Here is a 19,923-nt window from a genome sequence, read left to right on the forward strand (position 1 = left end):
CCCCACCCCCCACCTGCGAAAGGAACCCACCGTGTCAGCAATCGCACGGCTGTTACGGCGCCTGCGTGTCCCGACGGCCGTGGTCGCGGGCCTCGTCCTGGCCGCGGGCGGCGTTGTGGGCACAGCCGCCGCTCCGGCCCGGGCCGCCACCTCCATCACTCTCAACGGGGCGTCCGGCGGACGGACCTTCGACGGCGTCGGCGCGATCAGCGGCGGAGGCGGCAACAGCAGACTCCTGATCGACTACCCCGAGCCGCAACGCGGCCAGGTCCTCGACTACCTCTTCCGGCCCGGTTACGGCGCCTCCCTGCAGATGCTCAAGGCCGAGATCGGCGGGGACACCAACTCCACCTCGGGAGCCGAGCCCAGCCACCAGCACACCCGCTCCGACCTGAACTGCGATCGGGGCTACGAATGGTGGCTGATGGAGCAGGCCAAAGCCCGCAACCCCAACATCAAGCTGTACGGACTCGCCTGGGGCGCCCCGGGCTGGATCGGCAACGGGAACTTCTGGTCCACCGACATGGTCAACTACCTGGTCTCGTGGCTGGGCTGCGCCAAGCAGCACGGGCTGAGCATCGACTACCTCGGCGGATGGAACGAGCGGGGCTACAACGTCTCCTGGTACCAGCAGCTGCGCAGCGCGCTCAACAGCAACGGCTACGGCAGCGTCAAGATCGTCGCGGCGGACTCGGACTGGTCCGTGGCGAACGACGTCAACTCCAACCCGGCGTTCGCCTCCTCGGTGAGCGCCATCGGCACGCACTACCCCTGCGGCTACCGGTCGTCCCAGTCCACCTGCTCGGTGCCGGCTGCCGCCATGTCGTCCGGCAAGCCGCTGTGGGCGAGTGAGAACGGCTCGGACGACTACAACGGGGGAGCGCAGGCCATGGCCCGCGGCATCAACCGCGGATACATCGACGGACGGATGACCGCGTACCTCAACTGGCCCGTGGTCGCCGCGCTCACCCCCAACCTGCCGTACCCCACCATGGGTATGGCCCTGGCCGCGCAGCCGTGGTCCGGCTCGTACTCGATCGGCAAGAACACCTGGGTGATGGCGCACACCAGCCAGTTCACCGCCCCCGGATGGCACTACCTCGACGCCTCCAGCGGCTACATCGGCGGCAACCGCGCCAATGGAAGCTATGTCTCGCTCAAGTCCACGAACAACTCCGACTACTCCACGGTCATCGAGACCGTGGACGCAGGCAGCGCGCAGACCCTGAACTTCAATGTCACCGGGGGACTGTCCGCCGGCACCGTCCACGTCTGGTCCACGAACGTCGGGTCCGCCAACCCGGCCGACCACTTCGTGCACAGCGCGGACATCACCCCGTCCGGCGGCGGATTCAGCCTGACCGTCCAGCCCGGCCACCTGTACACCCTGACCACCACGACCGGACAGGGCAAGGGCACCGCCACCGGTCCCGCCCGGAGCACCCTGAAGCTGCCGTACAGCGACTCCTTCGACGGCTACACCACCGGCACCGAGGCGAAGTACCTCATGGACTGGCAGGGCGCCTTCGAGGCGGTGGGCTGCGGCGGCGGCCGCTCCGGAAAGTGCGTGCGCCAGATGAGCCCGCAGAAGCCGATCACCTGGGACTCACTGACCGATCCGCACGCCCTGCTCGGTGACGTGGGCTGGGGCAACTACACCCTCACGTCGGACGTGCTGCTGGAACAGTCCGGATACGCCGAGCTGATCGGCCGTGCGGGCGGGCACGACTACGACCGCACCGGCGGTCAGAACGCCTACCGCCTGCGGGTGAGCGACACCGGGGCCTGGTCGATCCTCAACTCGAACACCAACGGCACCGTCTCCACCCTGGCCCGCGGCACGACCGCGGCGCTCGGCACCAACCGGTGGCACAGCCTGGCGCTCACCTTCTCCGGCACCACCATCACCGCTGTCATCGACGGCGCCACGGTCGGTTCCGCGAACGACGGCACCTGGGCCGCCGGGCAGATCGGCTACGGGACCAGCCAGGGCGAGACGGCACAGTTCGACAACCTGTCCATCACGCCCGGCAGCGGCGGGAACGACGGCGGCACGACCGGCGCGATCGTCGGGGTCGGCTCCGGCCGGTGCGTGGACGTACCGAACCAGTCGCAGACGGCCGGCACCCAGGTGGCGCTGTGGGACTGCAACGGCGGCAGCAACCAGCAGTGGGCGAACACCTCCGCCGGTGAGCTGCGGGTCTACGGCAGCGACTGCCTGGACGCCGCGGGCCAGGGCACCAGCCCCGGCACCAAGGTGGACATCTGGGGCTGCACCGGCGGCGGCAACCAGAAGTGGACGATCCACGCCGACGGCACCATCACCGGTGACCAGTCCGGCCTGTGCCTGGACGCCACCGGCGCCGGAACGGCCAACGGCACCCTGCTCCAGCTGTGGACCTGCAACGGCAGCGGCAACCAGAAGTGGACGCGCGACTGATCCCGTGACCGGCGGCCGGACTTCCTCAGCCTCCCCGATCCCTCCGAAAGGCCCCACATGACTTCCTCGTCCCTGCCGATCAGCCGGCGCCGACTGCTGGCGGCGGCCGGCGCGTCGACGGCCGTCGGTCTGCTGCGGTTCGCCCCCGAGGCCGCCGCGACCGACGGCCCCGGAAGCTACACCGCGAGCTGGTCCTCCGTGGACCAGCACCCCCCGGCCCCGGCCTGGTTCCAGGACGCCAAGTTCGGCATCTACTACCACTGGGGCGTCTTCAGCGTCCCCGCGTTCGGCAACGAGTGGTATCCGCGCAACATGTACATCGGCGGCTCGTCCGAGAACAACCACCACAAGGCCACCTACGGCGACCCCTCGGCCTGGCCGTACAACAACTTCATCGACGGTGCCCGTGACAAGGCGGGCAACTTCGTTCAGTTCGCCCCGAAACTGGTCTCCCAGGGCGGCAAGTTCGATCCGGACGCCTGGGCCCGGCTGTTCAAGGCCGCGGGCGCCAGGTTCGCAGGCCCGGTCGCCGAACACCACGACGGCTTCTCCATGTGGAACAGCCGCGCCAACCCGTGGAACTCGGTCCAGCGCGGCCCCAGACTGGACCTGGTGGGTCTGCACGCGCAGGCCATCCGCGGCCAGGGGCTGAAGTTCATGGCCTCGCTGCACCACGCCTACCACTTCAACGGCTTCTACGACCACGTGCCGAACCAGTCGGACCCGACACTGCGCATCCTCTACGGCCAGCAGGGCTCGACCGCGGAGAACAAGCTCTGGTACGACAAGCTGGTCGAGGTCATCGACGGCTACCAACCGGACCTGGTCTGGCAGGACTTCGACCTGAACCTCGTCCAGGAGTCCTACCGGCTCCAGTTCCTCGCGCACTACTACAACCAGGCCGTCGCCTGGAACAAGGACGTGGTCGCGACCTACAAGGACGGCCTCAACAACAAGGGCGAGGTCTTCGACTTCGAGCGCGGCGGCCCGGCGGGTCTGCTCACCCCCTACTGGCTGACCGACGACAGCATCTCCTCCTCCAGTTGGTGCTACACGGTGGGCATCGGCTACTACTCGACGCAGGCCATGCTCCACTCGCTGATCGACCGGGTCAGCAAGGGCGGCAACATGCTGCTCAACATCGCCCCGATGGCCGACGGCACCATCCCCTCCGGGCAGCAGTCCATCCTGCTCGCCATGGGCGACTGGCTCGGCCGCTTCGGAGAGGCGGTCTACTCCACCCGCTCCTGGTCCAGTTACGGCGAGGGCCCCACCAAGATGGGCGGAGGCTCGTTCAGCGGACCGGTGGCCGGCAAACCGCAGGACGTCCGCTTCACCCGCAGCCGGGACAACAAGGTCCTGTACGCCACAGCCCTGGGCTGGCAGGGCGGCACCATGACGATCACGACGCTGAACTCCAACCAGATCAACCTCAGCAGCCTGACCGGCGCCCAACTGCTCGGCAACTCCGCCGGCACCTACATCAACCTGCCCGCACCGACCCAGGACGCGTCCGGCCTGCACCTCACCATGCCCTCGTCCAACCCGCCGTTCAGCGCGCTGGCGTACACGGTCAAGCTCACCTTCTCCGGCGAGATCCCCGCCCTGGGTGCGCCGGGCGGCTCCACGACCTGGGTCAGGATCGCCAACGCGACCAGCGGACTGGTGCTCGACAGCGGGGGCAACGTCGCCGCCGGCTCCAACCTCAAGCAGTGGAACTACGACGGCAGCACCAATCTGCAATGGCAGCTGATCGACCTGGGCAACGGCTACTACCGCATCATGAACCGCACCAACGGCATGGCCGCCGACAGCTGGGGCAACGCCGCCAACGGCGCTCCCGCCCGCCAGGAAGCGTGGAACGGCGGCAACAACCAGCAGTGGTCGCTCAACAGCCTCGGCGACAACCGCTACCAGATCGTCAACCGGGGCACCGGCACCGCCCTCGACGGCAGCGGCAGCACCACGGCCGGCTCCACCACGGTGCTGTGGACCCCGAACTCCAGCACCAACAACGCGTGGACCATCACCGGGGTGTGAACCGGCGCTCCCCGTAGGACAGCAGAACTCGACCACGGAAGAAGGAGAGCATGGAACGTAAACCGCTCTTAATGTCCATCGCGGCCGCACTGCTCCTCATCCTGACCACCGCGGGTACCTCGTTCAGCAGCGCCCTCGGCGCACCTGGGCCGGCCACTGAGTCCGTTGCCGCGGCGAGCGCCGGCTGCGGCAAGGCCCCGACGCTGACCAGCGGCAACCACACGATTCAGAGCGGCGGCCAGAACCGCAGTTACATCCTGCGGGTCCCGGCCGGCTACGACAGCAACCACCCCTACCGGCTGGTCTTCGGCTTCCACTGGCGGGGCGGCACGGCGAACGACGTCGACTCGGGCGGCACGGACGGGTACAACTGGTCCTACTACGGCCTCCGGCGCCTTGCGGACAACGCGAACAACAGCACGATCTTCGTCGCCCCCCAGGGCAACGGCAACGGCTGGGCCAACCCCGGCGGCCAGGACGTGGCCTTCGTCGACGCCATGGTCAACCAGATCGAATCGGGCCTGTGCGTCGACACCACCCAGCTGTTCTCCGCAGGCTTCAGCTACGGCGGCGCGATGTCGTACGCCCTCGCCTGCTCCCGGGCGACGGTCTTCCGCGCGGTCGCGGTCTACTCCGGCGCGAACCTCAGCGGGTGCAACGGCGGCAACCAGCCCATCGCCTACATGGGACTGCACGGCCTCAGGGACAACGTGCTGCCCATCCAGTCGGGACGAGACCTGCGCGACACCTTTGTCCGGACGAACGGCTGCACCCCGCAGAACCCGCCCGAGCCGGCCAACGGCAGCCTGACGCACATCATCACCACCTACTCCGGATGCCGGTCCGGATACCCCGTCGTCTGGGCCGCGTTCGACGGAGCGGGCCACGACCCCGGCCCCATCGACGGCTCCACCGGTGACGGCTGGCGCACCTGGACGTCGGCGGCGGTGTGGCAGTTCTTCACCCAGTTCGGCTCGAACCAGCCGCCACCGCAGTCCGGCAACCAGCAGATCGTCGGCCAGCAGTCGGGGCGCTGCCTCGACATCAACAACTCGACCACGGCCAACGGCACGCAGGCACAGCTGTGGGACTGCAACGGCGGCTCCAACCAGCGGTGGACCTACTCCGCCGGAAAGCAGCTGGTCGTCTACGGCAACAAGTGCCTGGGTGTCGGCCAGGGCGCGGGCAACGGCGCCCCGGCGGCGATCTGGGACTGCAGCGGACAGCCGGACCAGCAATGGAACGTCAACCCCGACGGCACGATCACAGCAGCCCAGTCGGGTCTCTGCCTGGACGCCAGTGGCCAGGCGACCGCCAACGGGACGAAAGTCCAGCTGTGGAGTTGCTCGGGCGGCGCCAACCAGCATTGGCGCCTGCAGAACTGAACGATTGACGTCCTGAGTTAACGACGATAACTTATCGTCGTTAACTCAGGACGGGAGTAGCTCGTGGTCACACTTGAAGCCGAAGAGGTCTACGCGCTCGCGCCGTATGCCAAGACGCTCGGGGTCGAGTTCGAGGAGATCGCGGCGGCCGGCGTCCGGGCCAGGCTGGCGCACGATCTCTCCCTTTCCACGGTGGGCGGCGGCCTCCACGGAGGGGCGTTGATGGGGCTCGCCGATGTGTGTGCCGCCGTGTGCGCCGCCCTCAACGGACCAGTGGGCGCCGCACCCGCCACCGTGGAGTCGAGCACGCACTTTCTGCGGCCCGCACGCACGAGCGTCGTCGCGACAGCCCGTCCCCTGCGGCTGGGGCGCAACACCGTCATCGAGGTCGACGTGCACGACGAGAAGGGCGAACTGTGCGCCCGGGTGACCCAAGTGGTCACCGCCGTCGTGCCGAAGGCACCCTGATTCATGTCTGCGACCGGTTCCCGGGTGCGCGCCGCCAAGGGCCAGGGCGGCCTGCTCCGAGACCAGCTCCTCGACATCGCCGATCAGCTGCTGGAGGACGGGGGCGCCGAGGCGCTGACGATTCGTGCCGTGGCGACAAGTGCGGGAGTCAGCCCGCCGGCCGTCTACCTCCACTTCGCCTCGAAGCGGGAGCTCGTCCATGCGACGTGCCTGCGGGTATGGAGCTCCCTGTTCGGGGAGTTGGAAGCCGTGTCGCGGGACATCCCGGATCCCGTGACGGCGCTGTACGAGATCTGCGTCGCCTACATCGCGTTCGGACTTCGTCATCCTTCCCAGTACCGGCTCGTGATGACGGGGGAGGCCACCGAGGCCAGCCGCCGGAACGAGGACGAATGCTTCCGCTATTTCCGGGACAGGGTCGCGGCGTGTGCTGATGCCGGGGTTCCGGTGACGAGCAGGACCGAGACCGCCAGGGTGTTGTGTGCCGGCGTGCACGGGGCGGTTTCCCTGCTCATCCACCAAGACCGTGACGCCTGGCCTCCGGACCGCGACCGCTACGTCGGACGGGCGGCGTCCTCTGCCGTCCACGGCGCGCTTCGCACCGCATCCCGCACGTCCGGACCCTCGATGGTCGACGTGACGCGGCCGGGCTGACCCCGGGTGCCTGGACGGCACCCGGGGCGGTTGGATCAGACGACGGTACCGGTCACCGAACCGGCGTTCTTGGATACGTGGTAGGTCACGGCGGCGCCGCTCCAGAAGTGGAAGACGAGCGTGGCCTGCGTGTTGTCCCGGAGCGCGTTGAGGAAGTCGGAGGTCAGCAGGAGCCCGTCGCCGGAGTAGTCCGGGCTGAAGGACACGTTGAACTCCTGGTAGGGACTCCAGTTGACGGGCCCGGCGTTGGAGCCGTCGGCGTAGGTGGCCTCCATGGTCGCCAGCTGGTCACCCCGGTACTGGGTGGGGATGGTGAGACCGCTGGTGGAGCCGGTCGCGTCGGACAGCACCGGCCTGTCGTACGTGGTCACGTAGATCTGCCAGGGCAGTCCGCCGGAGTACCGGGCCTCGATGGTCGCGTGGGTCCCGTAGGCGCGGTTGCCCGCGAGTCTGGTGAGGGCGGCGGCCGTGAGCGTGAGCTGGTTGCCGGAGACGGTGTAGTCCTTGCCTTGGGTGAGTCGGGTGCTGCCCTGCCAAAGCCCCTGGAAGGTGCGTCCGTTGGGGTTGAGGGTGAGGATCCGGGCGGTGATGGCGCTCGACTTCGCCAGGAAGATCCGGTCCGAGGAAGCGGTTCCCGAACGCGCGGTCCAGCTGGACCTGATCGCGGCGAACAGCGCCGGGTCGGTCCACCGCAGGGTCGTGCGGTTCAGGTAGGCGAAGGTTCCGGGGTCCCACAGGGCCGTGGTGACGCGGGCGGTGCGGGCCTCGTAGCCGAACCGCTCGAAGAACTTCAGCGCCTCGCCCCGCTCGACCCGGGAGGGGTGGTTGGAGTCGGGGTAGGCCAGCAGCCCGTACTCACCGTTGTAGACGGGGATGCCCTTGGAGGTGAAGGTGGCGCGGATCCGGGCGAAGTGGTCGGTCATGTCCTTCTGCGAGGTGGCGTCGAACTGCGTGCCGCCGGCGACGTTCACGCTGAACGGGTAGTAGCCGTAGTAGTGCACGGTGACCACGAGGTTGCTGTCGTTGAACGACTTCATGTTCGCGGCCAGGGCGTCCAGGAAGGCCTGGCCGGAGTTCGTGTGCAGCGTGGGCAGGACGAGCAGCCGGGTCGAGTTGTTGCCGCCGGACTGGCGTACGACGCTGTGGAACGCGGTGTTGAGCTCGTCGTTGTACTGGATGCCCTGGGCGTCGGTGGTGTTGTTGAACTGCGGCTCGTTGTTGCTCTCCAGGAGCAGGGAGCGCGGGGAGTCCTTGAACGTGGCGGCGATCTGGGTCCAGGTGGCCTTGAAGCGGGCCAGGACGCCGTCATGGTCGGTGGGCATGGTGGCGATCCACTGCCACGAGTCGTGGTGGACGTTGAGCACGACGTACAGGCCGTCGGCCAGCGCCCAGTCGACGACCTGCTTGACGCGGTTCATCCAGGTCGCGTCGATCGTGTACGGAGCCGAGGACGACTGGTGGTCGGTCCAGGTGACGGGGATGCGGACGCTGCGGAAGCCCTGGCTCTTGATGGTGTCGAACAGGGCCTTGGTGGCCGCCGGGTTGCCCCAGGACGTCTCGTCGGGGATGGCGTCCAGGGTGTTGCCCATGTTCCAGCTGGGCTGCATCGCCGCCACGGTGTCCATGGGGCTCGCGGCGAGCGAAAGCCGTGCCGGGAGCGAGCCCTGGTGGGCGGGTGCGGCGAGGGCCGCGGTGCTGGTCACCCCGATCATGGTGACCAGCGCCAGCAGGAGGCCCAGCACGCGGCCGGGACCACGGCTGCGGCGGCCGGTGGGGTGGTGCGTTCCCTTCATCTCTGACCCTTCTGTGTCGGCCGAGCGGAGATTCCGCCCGTGGGGGGAGGTGCGTGCAGGTGGTCGAGGGAGGCGCGCCGGAGGGTGGGGGCTGGTCGGTCAGGGGCCGAGGGGGGCGTAGTGGCACCAGTCGAAGTGCACGGTGCCGGCCGAGGCGTACATGCCGATGACCCGGCCGGTGAAGCCGCCGGCCACCTCGGTCGACAGGTAACGGCCGTCGAGGGATCCCAGTTCGGCGAACATGCCGTCCGGCTCCTCGATGCCGAAGGTGAGGGTGTCCGGCCCGGTGCGGGGGCCCCGGGGCGGAGCGGGGGAGACCCGGACGCCGAGCACCACGGGGCCGGAGGGTACCGGCCGGGAGGCCAGGACGGTGCGCAGGGGCCCGATACGGGCGTGCACCCGCACCTCTCCCTCGAACACCTCGATCTCGTAGTGGTGCTCCTCATCCAGGCGGACGGCGAGCCCGCCGCGCCCCTGGTCCGCGTCGACCCTGGTGCGTGCCTCGCAGGCCAGGTGCTGCTGCCGGCGGCCGACGAACACGACGTCCGGTTGGTCCAGGGAGTCGCCGCGGGCCCGCAGGGTCAGCCAGCCGGAGCGTTCCTTCGTCGTGCAGTGCTCCGGGGAGCGGTCACGCGGGGAGATCCACTGCGGGCGCAGTTCGCCGAGGTCGAAGTCGTCCCGCGCGGGCTCGGCCGGTCCGGGGACCAACGGCCAGGCAGGCGGGGGCAGTTCGAGCGGCACCTCGCCCACGACCGGCCAGTCGTCCACCCACTGCACCGGCACCAGGAAGCTCTCGCGGCCCAGCACGTGCCAGCCCGGTGTGCCACCCCCCGGCCGCACGGCCAGCAGCATCATCCACCACGAGCCGTCGGGAGCCTGGACCAGATCAGCGTGCCCGGTGTTCTGGACGGGCCGGTTGGTGCCCCGGTGGGTGAGGACCGGGTTGTGCGGGCAGGGCTCGAACGGTCCTGAGGGGGACGGCCCGCGGGCGATCGAGACGGCGTGGCCGCGCTCGGTACCGCCCTCGGCGATGAGCAGGTACCAGTAGGCGCCGATGCGGTACAGATGCGGTGCCTCCGGAGCCATCGCATCGGGGCCACCGGACCACACCTTGTGCGGCTCTCCGAGCGTCCTGCCGGTGTACGGGTCCAGGCGGACCTGGGAGACTCCGGCGACCGTGCACCAGGCGGTGCCGTCCTCGTCCCAGGCGAGGTCCGGGTCGATGCCGGGCACCCCTGGCAGCCGTACCGGATCGGACCAGGGACCCGCGGGGTCGGTCGCCGTGAAGAGCATGTTGCCGTCACTGCTGACGTTGGTGACGATCAGCCAGAAGCGGCCGTCGTGATGGCGCAGGGTCGGCGCGTAGATGCCTCCCGAGGAGGGCGAGTCCAGCGGCAGCCGCAGCTGGCCCGGCCGGTCCAGGGCGTTGCCGATCTGCGTCCAGTGCACCAGGTCGCGGCTGTGGAAGACGGGAATGCCGGGGAAGTACTCGAAGCTGGAGCACACGGCGTAGTAGTCCTCGCCCACCCGGCAGACGCTGGGGTCGGGGTGGAAGCCGGGGATCACGGGATTGGACACGGTGGCTTCCGCCCCCTGCTCGTCTGTCACCTGGTCAAAACCTTTCATTTATCGGGTAGTTGGCGTGTGTTCTAGGCGGAGCAGCACCGCGGACGGGGCCGTGGGCAGCGTCAGCGTGAGGTCGGCGGTGTCGGGGTTCCAGTCGATGCCGGCCCGGCTCACGGTGGGGTGGAGCACCTCGACGCGGTCCGCGCGGCCGCGGAGGTGGGGCAGGGGCAGCGAGCTCGTGGGCTCGGTGCCGGGGCGGCGCCAGACGGTGAGGTAGGTGGTGTCGGGGGTGTGCAGGGCCAGGGCGATCCAGGGGTCGTCCCAGGCCGGAAGGCCGAGGGGCCAGGACGGGACGGCGCGCGCGAGGTCGGCGCGGATGAGCTTGTACGTGGCGACGGCCTCGTGGACCAGGGCCAGGGCTTCCGGGCGCAGATCCGGCAGCCGACCGGAGAGATGGATCCGGCCCAGGAGGGCGTTGGCCAGGGTGAAGGCGACCTCGTCGAGCGAGTCCTCCGGCTGGGGGTAGGCCCAGACGGCTCCCTGTTCGGGGGTGACGGCGGTGGGCGCCGACGCCGCGATGGGTGCGTACAGCTGAAGGTTCTGCTGGTCGCTGGTGGACTGGAGCTGGAGCCGGGACAGCAGCGCGTGGTCCCAGCGCATCCCGCCGGAGGAGCAGTTCTCCACGACCAGGTGCGGGTAGCGGTCGAGGATGCCGTCGAGCCAGTCGAGGTGGGCGCGGTTGTGGCCGAGCAGGCCCGCGCCCGGGGTCTCGCCCGGGTGGGCGCTGGTGCCGGAGCCGGGGTCGATGTTGTGGTCGAGTTTGAGGTAGCCGACCCCCCACTCGCCGACCAGGCGGTCCACGACCCGGTCCAGGTGGGTTCGGGCGGCGGGGTGGCGCAGGTCCAGGTGGTGGCGGCCGGTCTCCGTGACGCGGACCCCGTCGCGGCGGAAGAACGCCTCGTCGGGCAGGGACTTGGCCATGGGGCTGCGGACGCCGATCACCTCCGGCTCCAGCCACAGGCCGGGCACCATGCCACGCTCGCGGATGCGGTCGAGGACCTCGTGGATTCCGCGCTCCCCGGGGAAGCGCGAGGCCGCCGGCTCCCAGGCGCCCACACTGTCCCACCAGCCGCCGTTCTCGCCGTCGTACCAGCCGGCGTCGATGACGAAGTACTCCGCGCCCGCCTCGGCCGCCGCGTCGATCAGCGGCAGCAGCTTCTCCGTGGTGGGGTCGCCCATCAGGCAGTTCATGTAGTCGTTGAAGATGACGGGCAACCGCTCGTGGTCGGCGTGCGGACGGCGGGCGGCACGGCGATAGCGAGTGAGCGCGGCGAACGCCTCGTCGGGGCCGCCCTCGTCGCCGAAGGCGAGGGCCACGGGCACGGTGGTGAACCGTGCGCCTGCCTCCAGGGGATGCCGCCAGCCGTGGTGGGTGTCGTTCGGGCCGAACAGGGCCAGGTACGCGAGCGTGTCCCGTTCGCCGCACTCCCAGTGCCAGCCGCCGCCGTTGTGCTCGATCTGCCACACCCAGGTACGGCCGAGACGACGGTCCGTCAGGCCGCCCATGGGCAGCCGGCCGCAGCTGGACCACACGCCCCGACCGGTCTGGGTGAACTCACCCTTGCCGTTGTCGAAGACGACACGATCGGCGAGGACCGGAGAGGTCACGCGCATCGGCCGGCGCTGCCAGCGGCACTCGGCGACCCAGTCGTTCTCGGCCCACAACAGATCGGCGGCGGCGATGGCCTGCGGGCCGTCGGCGAGACAGCCCACGACGAGGGAGGAGACCGACTCCAGGTACAGGGTCGCCTCACCGTCGTTGCGCAGGGCCACCTCGGCACGCAGCACGGGCACGCCGTCCGGTGAGCGGTAGGTGACCTCGGCGACGAGACCGGTCTCGGGGTCGTGGAGCTCGACGTGCAGCACGTGCCAGTCACCGTCGCGGCCGATGCGGTGGGCGCGGTAGCGCAGCCGTCCGCCGAGGGACGTGTCGATCAGGCGTCCGCCCGACCAGGCGCGGCCGTGGCCCGCGGCCGTCACCTCCACCAGCGGCAGCGGGGGCCAGTTCCGCCGCTCGGGCCGCGGCCCGCCGGGCAGGCCGATCCGGGTGAGCCGGGGAGTGCCGTCCTCGTCGACGCCGATTTCGACCTCAAGGGCCTGATGGCCCCACCGGAGGGTCTGCGGTGCGCTGGTCATGGGTGCCTTTCCGGGGAGGTGGGGGAGGTCAGGCGACGCGAAGCACGGCGCGGCCGAGCACGGGCGGAGCACCGGTTCGGCAATGTGCCTGATCAGGAAGCGCCATCGGCCGTCGCCCGGGGCGTGCCGGGCGACGGACTCGGCCCGCGCGGGTGGACGAGGGCTGTGCGGTGCCACTCGTAGGTCATGGCGGCGGCCCTTCCCTTCACCGTGTCGAAGCGCTTCGCCTGGCCGGGAACGTTAATGGCACATTTCCCGGGCAACAAGGGGTTGGCGGCGCCAAGAAACTTTCTTTTACCGGCGTCATCGACCGAGCTGTGGCCCCGATGGGAGAGTCGAAGCGCTTCAACAATGTGCCAGAAAGCACCGCCAGGCGGCGGACATCTGGCAGGCGACGGCGGCACCAGCACTCGGCGGGGGTGTCGAACGGCGTGCGACAGGTGGCAGTGCGGGTGCGCAACCGGAGCCGCAGGGTGAGCCGGAGGAGGGCAGGCAGCCCGTCAGAAACGCGACGGGACGGTTCCCTCTGCGGCACGGCCCGACGCCCCGCCGGCAGGCCGCGAGCAGCCGACGCCCCGTCCGAAGGGCAACGGCACGCGGCTCAGTCCCACAGTTCACCGCTGTCGCACACCCGCGCACCCATGTTGCGCTCCATCATGTGCAGTGCCGCGTCCGCGAGGTCGGAGTGGATGTGGGCGACCGCGTCGCGCGGCACCACGACCTCGAAGTGGCGGATGTGGGCGTCGAGGGCGGAGTAGAGCACACACTGCTCCGTCACCTGGCCGCACAGCACCAGCCGTTCGATGTCCTGCTGGCGCAGCAGGTAGGACAGCGGCGTCTCGAAGAACACCGAGTGTCGTGCTTTGAGCACGAACAGCGACGAGCGGTCCGGTTTCACCGGTTCCACCAGGTCGGCGTGCGGCCCCGCGAGAGCCTGCTGCAGCAGCTCACCGTGATGAGAGCGCCACTCACCGAAGTTGTCATTGACGTAGATCACCGTGATGTCCTTCGACCGAGCTGTCCTCAGCAGGTCGGAGAGGACCGGAACCACCTTGCGAGCCGAGGGAAGCAGCAGTTCGGCGTCCTGGTGGTCGTAGGTGTTGATCATGTCGATGACGATCAGCGCGGTCTTGCTCATGACCCCCGGGTTCCCAGTGCAAGGGGTGTCAACAGGGACTACGGCACTGTCCTTGGCCGGGCCGGGGGAGCGCGCCATGCTGCGGGTGCTGACCGGCCCCTCGACTCCCGGCTCGGCGATGACATCGACGCGGGGGACCGATGCTCCCTCGACGGCTGAAAACCGGCGCCCCATGTGCCGATTTGCCGGGTGCGCATGGTCAGTTCAAGCCGTTGTCTTGATGCTCACATGACAACGTTGGGCACGCAGTGCCACTCTTCTCCGAGAAATCACAGTTCCCTCACAGGTGCAACGCGCGAGACCAGTCGCGTTTCCGTCACCCCCCACCTCCTTCCACCCGCATGCCGTGCAGCGCTCCGGACCGGCGTACCCCGCCGATCCGCCTCGTCCACGGCCCCCACCACGGGCCGGCTCTCGTACCGAAGGAGAACCCGTTGTCCCTGACCCACCGCGCCCTCGTCCGACGCAGACGCGCAAGTGCCCTTGCCCTCACCGCCGTTGGCTCCCTGCTCGTGGTGGCCGCCCCCGGCCTGGCCGGTGCGGCCCCGGCGGACCCGGGGCGTGCGAAGATCACTGCCACCCCCCGGGCCGGCGCGACCCAGACCTCCCTGACGCCCGCCCGCCGCACCGCCCTGGTCAAGAGCGCCCGGTCCGCGGCGGCCGAGACGGCGCGGCGCATCGGTCTCGGCGCCAAGGAGAAGCTCGTCGTCAAGGACGTCATCGCCGATGCCGACGGCACCACGCACACCCGCTACGAGCGCACCTTCGCCGGCCTGCCCGTCCTGGGCGGCGACCTCGTCGTCCATGACAGCAGCGGCCGTACGACCGTCACCAAGGCGAACGCGGCACGCCTCTCGGTGTCCACTCTCAGCCCGAAGATCACGGCTGCCGGGGCCACCGACAAGGCTCTCGCGGCCTCGAAGAAGGATCACGTCAAGCGCGCCGAGGTGGAGAACTCCTCCCGGCGGGTCATCTGGGCCGGCACCGGCAAGCCCGTCCTCGCCTGGGAGACCCTGGTGAAGGGCGTCCAGCGGGACGGCACGCCCAGCGAGCTCCAGGTCGTCACCGATGCCGCCACCGGCAAGGAACTCCTGGCCGCCGAGAAGGTGCACACCGGCGAGGGCACCGGCCAGTACGTCGGCACGGTCCCGCTCGGCACCACCCCCTCCGGATCGGCGTACCAACTCGTCGACCCCGACCGCGCCGGACACAAGACGTACGACCTGAACCAGGGCACCTCGGGCACCGGCACCCTGTTCACGGACGACAACGATGTCTGGGGCACCGGCCTGCCGTCCAACCGCCAGACCGCGGGCGTCGACGTGGCCTTCGGGGCCGCGGCCACCTGGGACTTCTACAAGGAGGCCTACGGTCGCAACGGCATCCGCAACGACGGTGTCGCCGCCTACAGCCGCGCCCACTACGGCAGCAACTACGTCAACGCCTTCTGGCAGGACTCCTGCTTCTGCATGACCTACGGCGACGGCTCGGGCAACACCCACCCGCTCACCGCGCTCGACGTGGCCGCCCACGAGATGAGCCACGGTGTCACCGCCGCCACCGCGGGCCTGGTCTACTCGGGCGAGTCCGGCGGCCTGAACGAGGCGACCTCCGACATCTTCGCCGCCGCCGTCGAGTTCCACGAGAACCTCGCGGCCGACCCCGGCGACTACTTCGTCGGCGAGAAGATCGACATCAACGGCGACGGCACGCCGCTGCGTTACATGGACAAGCCCTCCAAGGACGGTGACTCCAGGGACAGTTGGAGCTCCGACCTGGGCGGCATCGACGTCCACTACTCGTCCGGCCCCGCGAACCACTTCTTCTACCTGCTCTCCGAGGGCAGCGGCGCCAAGACGGTCAACGGTGTCTCCTACGACAGCCCGACCTACGACGGCCGTCCCGTCACCGGCATCGGCATCGAGAACGCCGCCGCGATCTGGTACCGCGCGCTGACGACGTACATGACCTCGACGACCAACTACGCCGGCGCCCGCACCGCCACCCTGTCCGCCGCCGCCGACCTGTTCGGCGCCTACAGTCCGACCTACCTCGCCGTCGCCGACTCCTGGGCCGCGATCAACGTCGGCAACCGCATCGCCCTGGGCGTCAACCTCGCCCCGGTCGCCGACCAGACCAGCGGCCTCAACCAGGCGGTCAGCCTCCAGCTGGACGCCTACACCACCAACACCGACGCCACCCTGACCTACGAGGCCAGCGGCCTGCCCGACGGCCTGACCATCAGCCCGACCGGTCTGATCAGCGGCAGCCCGACCACCCTCGGCACCGGCGACGTCACCGTCAAGGTGACCGACAGCACCGGCGCGAGCGCCTCGGAGACCTTCAGCTGGCACATCGCCTACGTCTACGCCAACGCCACCCGGGTGGACATTCCCGACAACGGGGCCGCAGTGGAGTCCCCGGTGACCATCTCCGGCCGCGACGGCAACGCCTCCGCGACCACCACGGTCTACGTCAACATCGTCCACACCTACCGCGGTGACCTGACCGTGGATCTCGTCGGCCCCAACGGCACCGTCTACTCCCTGCTCAACCGCAGCGGCGGCTCCGCCGACAACGTCGACCAGACCTTCACGGTCGACGCCTCCGCACAACCGCTCAACGGCACCTGGAAGTTGCGCGTGCAGGACCGGGCGTCCATCGACGTCGGGTACATCGCGCGCTGGCAGTTGGCTCCCTGACCTGACAGCACCGCCCGCCGCCCGGATCCCTCAGGGATCCGGGCGGTTCAGTTCGAGGCCTGTGGAAGACCGTTGACCGAGATCGCGGCTGAAAGTCGGCGACGTCGACGGCGAGTTTCGGCCGACCGGGCGAACTCCTCTCGTCCGTCAGCACGTTCGGGTGACTCCTCTGGTGGGTCCTCGCCCTGTCGAAAGTTTCGGGATTCCCGGCGAATCATGCGAGAAGTATTGACGCCGTTCCGCGGTTCCCTATCATCCAGATTGCTCGATAGTTCGACTGTTGTTCGGCATGGCGAACGAGAGGGCCGCTCCCGAGCCGCAAGGGGTATGCCGCGCGATGCATATGTCATGGTCTTGTCAACCCCGCTTTCGCCGTCGTGTGCTGACGGCGGCCACCGGCCCTTCGCCGCCACGGACCGCTACGCACCGCACCACCTCGACAGTCCGGCCGGCCTCCAGGTGGGGCAGCCGGAACCGCTCACTCAAGGACAACGAGGTCCCCATGCGCAGACGTAGTTTCGACCGCGGACGTATGTCCGTGGTGCTCGCCGCCGTGGTGGCGGCCCTGGTCGCGTTGGCGGCGATGCTCGTCGCCAACCCGGCTCAGGCGGCCACCAGCGGCGCCTTGCGCGGTGTCGCCGCCGGCCGATGTCTCGATGTGCCGAATTCCAGCCAGACCGACGGCACGTACCTGCAGATCTGGGACTGCTCGGGCGGGACCAACCAGCAGTGGACGGCGACGGACAGCAACCAGCTGACCGTGTTCGGCAACAAGTGCCTCGATGTTCCGGGCCACGCCACCACGGCCGGTACGCGCGTGCAGATCTGGACCTGCAGCGGGGGTGCGAACCAGCAGTGGCGGGTGAACTCCGACGGCACGATCGTCGGCGTGGAGTCCGGACTGTGCCTGGACGTCACGGGCTCCGGTACGGCCAACGGCACGGCGGTGGAGATCTGGACGTGCAACGGCGCCGGAAACCAGAAGTGGACCGGCCTGTCCGGGACGACCCCGCCGGGCGGTGGCAACTGCACTCTGCCGTCCTCGTACCGGTGGACGTCGACGGGAGCGTTGGCGCAGCCCGCGAACGGGTGGGTCTCGCTGAAGGACTTCACCAACGTGACGTACAACGGCAAGCACCTGGTCTACGCGTCGAACGTGTCGGGATCGTCGTACGGCTCGATGGCGTTCGCTCCCTTCACGAACTGGTCCGACATGGCGTCGGCCCGCCAGACCGGGATGAGCCAGGCCACGGTGGCGCCCACGCTGTTCTACTTCGCGCCCAAGAACATCTGGGTGCTGGCGTACCAGTGGGGTCAGTGGCCCTTCATCTACCGCACGTCGAGCGACCCCACCAACCCCAACGGCTGGTCCGCGCCGCAGCCCCTGTTCACCGGCAGCATCTCCGGCGCCGCCCCGATCGACCAGACCCTGATCGGGGACGACCAGAACATGTACCTGTTCTTCGCCGGTGACAACGGCAAGATCTACCGGGCGAGCATGCCGATCGGGAACTTCCCGGGCAACTTCGGCTCGTCGTACACGACGGTCATGAGCGACACGGTGAAGAACCTGTTCGAAGCACCGGAGGTGTACAAGGTCCAGGGCCAGAACCAGTACCTGATGATCGTCGAGGCTCGGGGTGCGAACGAGCAGCGCTTCTTCCGCTCGTTCACGGCCTCCAGCCTGAACGGTTCGTGGACCCCGCAGGCCGCCACCGAGTCCAACCCCTTCGCGGGCAAGGCCAACAGCGGTGCCACCTGGACCAACGACATCAGCCACGGTGACCTGGTCCGCAACAACCCCGACCAGACCAAGACCATCGACCCCTGCAACCTGCAGCTCCTCTACCAGGGCAAGTCCCCCAGCGCGAGCGGCCCCTACGACCAACTGCCGTGGCGGCCGGGCGTCCTCACCCTGCAACGCTGACCGTCGACCCGTACTCATCGCGTCGAGGAACCCCAGCCGCGCGTCGGCTGGGGTTCCTCCGCAGGGCCGCCGATCGCGCTTCGCGTCGGGCCGAAGTCGGGGGGCGCCCTGAGGTGCAGGGCAGGCAGGTGCTGGGCGAGGCCGGGTACGGCTGTCTCGACGCGCGGGGCTTCCGGCTGGAGGGCGCCGACTTCCATGAGTACATGCCACCTCGAATGCTCCGGCTGCACGCGCATGGTCTACGGCTACCACCTGGGCGTCTCCCTGGCCGCCGACTCCGGTGACGACGGGATCAAACGATCTGTGACACCGCTGTGACCGGAGGTGTGGGTTCCACCACAGCCCACTTGGGCGTCCCCCTGGTGGAGTGGGCGGATGTCGACCGCCTCCCGCACTACTCCCGCCGTCCTCGCCGCCGCCCTGCTGCTCGCCGCCTGCGGTTCTGAGAGCGCTTCGTCCGGCGGGGAGGTCGGGGAGGGTGACGGCGGTCCGGTCCGGGCCGAGGCGCTGTGCCCGTCGGACTTCGCCCGGTACGGCAGCGCATCCTCGGAGCCGTCCGTTCGCCCCTCCGGCACGCCGACCGCGCTGCCGCTGCCCTCCGTGAACGGTGTGGCCGAGGACGGCGTCAAGATCACCGCGCTGTACGCCTGGGGCCTCGAGAGCGGCTGCGCGGGAGTCGACAACAGCGCGGACTTCGAGCTCACCAACCAGCAGACGGAGACCGCCACTTACACGCTGACCTTCGGGTTCCTCTCGGCCTCCGGAGGCGCGGTCGACAACGCGGAGCAGACCGTCGAGGCGGTCGGGCCGGGACAGACTGTCAAGGGCACCGTCGTCGTGGGGGAGAGGGACGGTGACGCCCCCGAGGTGACGGGAGTGAAGGTGATCAAGGTGCGGAGCGTTCCTCAAGCCGAGGCGTCGTCCGCCTCGGGAACCTGCCCGAAGTCGGGCATGCGCCTTTACGCCGACGAGGGCGACGCGGCAATGGGGTTGCGCGCCGTCGGCCTGCACCTGGTCAACTGCGGTACCCGCCCCATTCGGCTCACCGGCTACCCGAGAGTCACGATCCAGGACGAGGACCACCGCCCCGTGGACGGCGTACGGATTCTCCGGGGGACCGATCAGATCAGTACCGGTCTCGGAGGCGACAGGGGCCCCCAGCCGGTCGTCCTGCGTCCGGGTGAGGCCGCGGTGGCCGGGCTGGCCTGGCGCAACACCACCCAGGCCGGCGAACCGGTGAACGCGCCGTACGTCCGCGTCTGGGCCGAGCCCGCAGCCGATCCCGTGATGGTCGTGCCGGAACTCGACCTCGGGACGACCGGAAGGCTCGGCGTCGGTCCGTGGCGGAAGGACGAGACGCACAGGGACCCCGCGGGCGGCACCGCAGCCGAGCGTCCGTGATCGCGCTCCTCGTCGTGATCGGGTGCGCGCTCGCCGTGTACGTCCTCGCGCATCCGCGTATCGCGTCCGGGTTCAAGGTGCTTCTCCTGACCGCGCCACCCGTGGCCGGAGTCGTCTGGCTCCTGGTCGAGGTGTACGAGAGGCGGTTCACCGCCGGGGTCGTCGTAGCGGTGTTCGTCGTCATGCTGATCGCGCTGATCGGGCTTCTCGCCC

The 19,923-nt window shown here is 69.4% G+C and carries 14 protein-coding genes; 9 read left to right on the forward strand and 5 right to left on the reverse strand.

What is annotated here, in order from left to right:
• Window positions 1-31 precede the first annotated feature (31 nt).
• The 5 genes from H293_RS0130025 (at window position 32) to H293_RS0130045 (ending at window position 6,987) form a co-directional block, all read left to right on the forward strand.
• Window positions 32-2,440, forward strand: a complete 2,409-nt coding sequence (locus H293_RS0130025; protein WP_020121526.1) for a ricin-type beta-trefoil lectin domain protein — start codon at window positions 32-34, stop codon at window positions 2,438-2,440.
• A gap of 57 nt (window positions 2,441-2,497) precedes the next feature.
• On the forward strand, window positions 2,498-4,480 hold the full coding sequence (locus H293_RS0130030) for an alpha-L-fucosidase (protein ID WP_020121527.1): 1,983 nt from the start codon (window positions 2,498-2,500) through the stop codon (window positions 4,478-4,480).
• A gap of 71 nt (window positions 4,481-4,551) precedes the next feature.
• Window positions 4,552-5,865: an RICIN domain-containing protein gene (locus H293_RS0130035; RefSeq protein WP_020121528.1), complete on the forward strand. Its 1,314-nt coding sequence runs from the start codon at window positions 4,552-4,554 to the stop codon at window positions 5,863-5,865.
• Window positions 5,866-5,928: 63 nt separating this feature from the next.
• Window positions 5,929-6,333 carry a PaaI family thioesterase gene (locus tag H293_RS0130040; protein WP_020121529.1) on the forward strand — a complete coding sequence of 135 codons (405 nt, stop codon included), beginning with the start codon at window positions 5,929-5,931 and terminating at the stop codon, window positions 6,331-6,333.
• A gap of 3 nt (window positions 6,334-6,336) precedes the next feature.
• The gene (locus H293_RS0130045; RefSeq protein ID WP_028808315.1) at window positions 6,337-6,987 is read left to right on the forward strand and encodes a TetR/AcrR family transcriptional regulator; all 651 of its coding nucleotides are present in this window, start codon (window positions 6,337-6,339) and stop codon (window positions 6,985-6,987) included.
• A 35-nt stretch (window positions 6,988-7,022) separates the two neighbouring features.
• Here the strand turns inward: H293_RS0130045 and H293_RS0130050 are convergent, their stop codons facing one another.
• The 4 genes from H293_RS0130050 to H293_RS0130065 all read right to left on the reverse strand — a co-directional run bounded on the left by H293_RS0130050 (window position 7,023) and on the right by H293_RS0130065 (window position 13,680).
• Window positions 7,023-8,780, reverse strand: coding sequence for a cellulase family glycosylhydrolase (locus H293_RS0130050; RefSeq protein WP_020121531.1), 1,758 nt, complete (start codon window positions 8,778-8,780; stop codon window positions 7,023-7,025).
• 99 nt (window positions 8,781-8,879) lie between these two features.
• Window positions 8,880-10,388: a glycoside hydrolase family 43 protein gene (locus H293_RS0130055; RefSeq protein ID WP_020121532.1), complete on the reverse strand. Its 1,509-nt coding sequence runs from the start codon at window positions 10,386-10,388 to the stop codon at window positions 8,880-8,882.
• Window positions 10,389-10,406: 18 nt separating this feature from the next.
• Window positions 10,407-12,542, reverse strand: a complete 2,136-nt coding sequence (locus H293_RS0130060; RefSeq protein WP_020121533.1) for an alpha-galactosidase — start codon at window positions 12,540-12,542, stop codon at window positions 10,407-10,409.
• Window positions 12,543-13,143: 601 nt separating this feature from the next.
• Complete coding sequence (locus H293_RS0130065) at window positions 13,144-13,680, reverse strand: cysteine hydrolase family protein (protein WP_020121534.1); 537 nt, start codon at window positions 13,678-13,680, stop codon at window positions 13,144-13,146.
• Window positions 13,681-14,114: 434 nt separating this feature from the next.
• Between H293_RS0130065 and H293_RS0130070 the strand changes: the two genes are divergently transcribed.
• Window positions 14,115-16,382 (forward strand): M4 family metallopeptidase, encoded by a 2,268-nt coding sequence (locus tag H293_RS0130070; RefSeq protein WP_020121535.1) that lies wholly within the window; start codon window positions 14,115-14,117, stop codon window positions 16,380-16,382.
• Between the two features lie 502 nt (window positions 16,383-16,884).
• Window positions 16,885-18,309, forward strand: coding sequence for a non-reducing end alpha-L-arabinofuranosidase family hydrolase (locus H293_RS0130075; RefSeq protein ID WP_028808316.1), 1,425 nt, complete (start codon window positions 16,885-16,887; stop codon window positions 18,307-18,309).
• 14 nt (window positions 18,310-18,323) lie between these two features.
• Here the strand turns inward: H293_RS0130075 and H293_RS59290 are convergent, their stop codons facing one another.
• Entirely contained in the window at window positions 18,324-18,506 is a 183-nt protein-coding gene (locus tag H293_RS59290; protein ID WP_199790213.1) for a hypothetical protein, read from the reverse strand.
• Between H293_RS59290 and H293_RS60350 the strand changes: the two genes are divergently transcribed.
• Both H293_RS60350 and H293_RS0130085 read left to right on the forward strand, forming a co-directional pair.
• Complete coding sequence (locus H293_RS60350; RefSeq protein WP_259294552.1) at window positions 18,505-18,627, forward strand: hypothetical protein; 123 nt, start codon at window positions 18,505-18,507, stop codon at window positions 18,625-18,627. The two genes, H293_RS59290 and H293_RS60350, sit on opposite strands and share 2 nt — an antisense overlap.
• Before the next feature lie 57 nt (window positions 18,628-18,684).
• Entirely contained in the window at window positions 18,685-19,710 is a 1,026-nt protein-coding gene (locus H293_RS0130085; RefSeq protein ID WP_020121537.1) for a DUF4232 domain-containing protein, read from the forward strand.
• Window positions 19,711-19,923 lie beyond the last annotated feature (213 nt).

The organism is Streptomyces canus 299MFChir4.1 (assembly GCF_000383615.1).
Classification (GTDB): Bacteria; Actinomycetota; Actinomycetes; order Streptomycetales; family Streptomycetaceae; genus Streptomyces; species Streptomyces canus_C.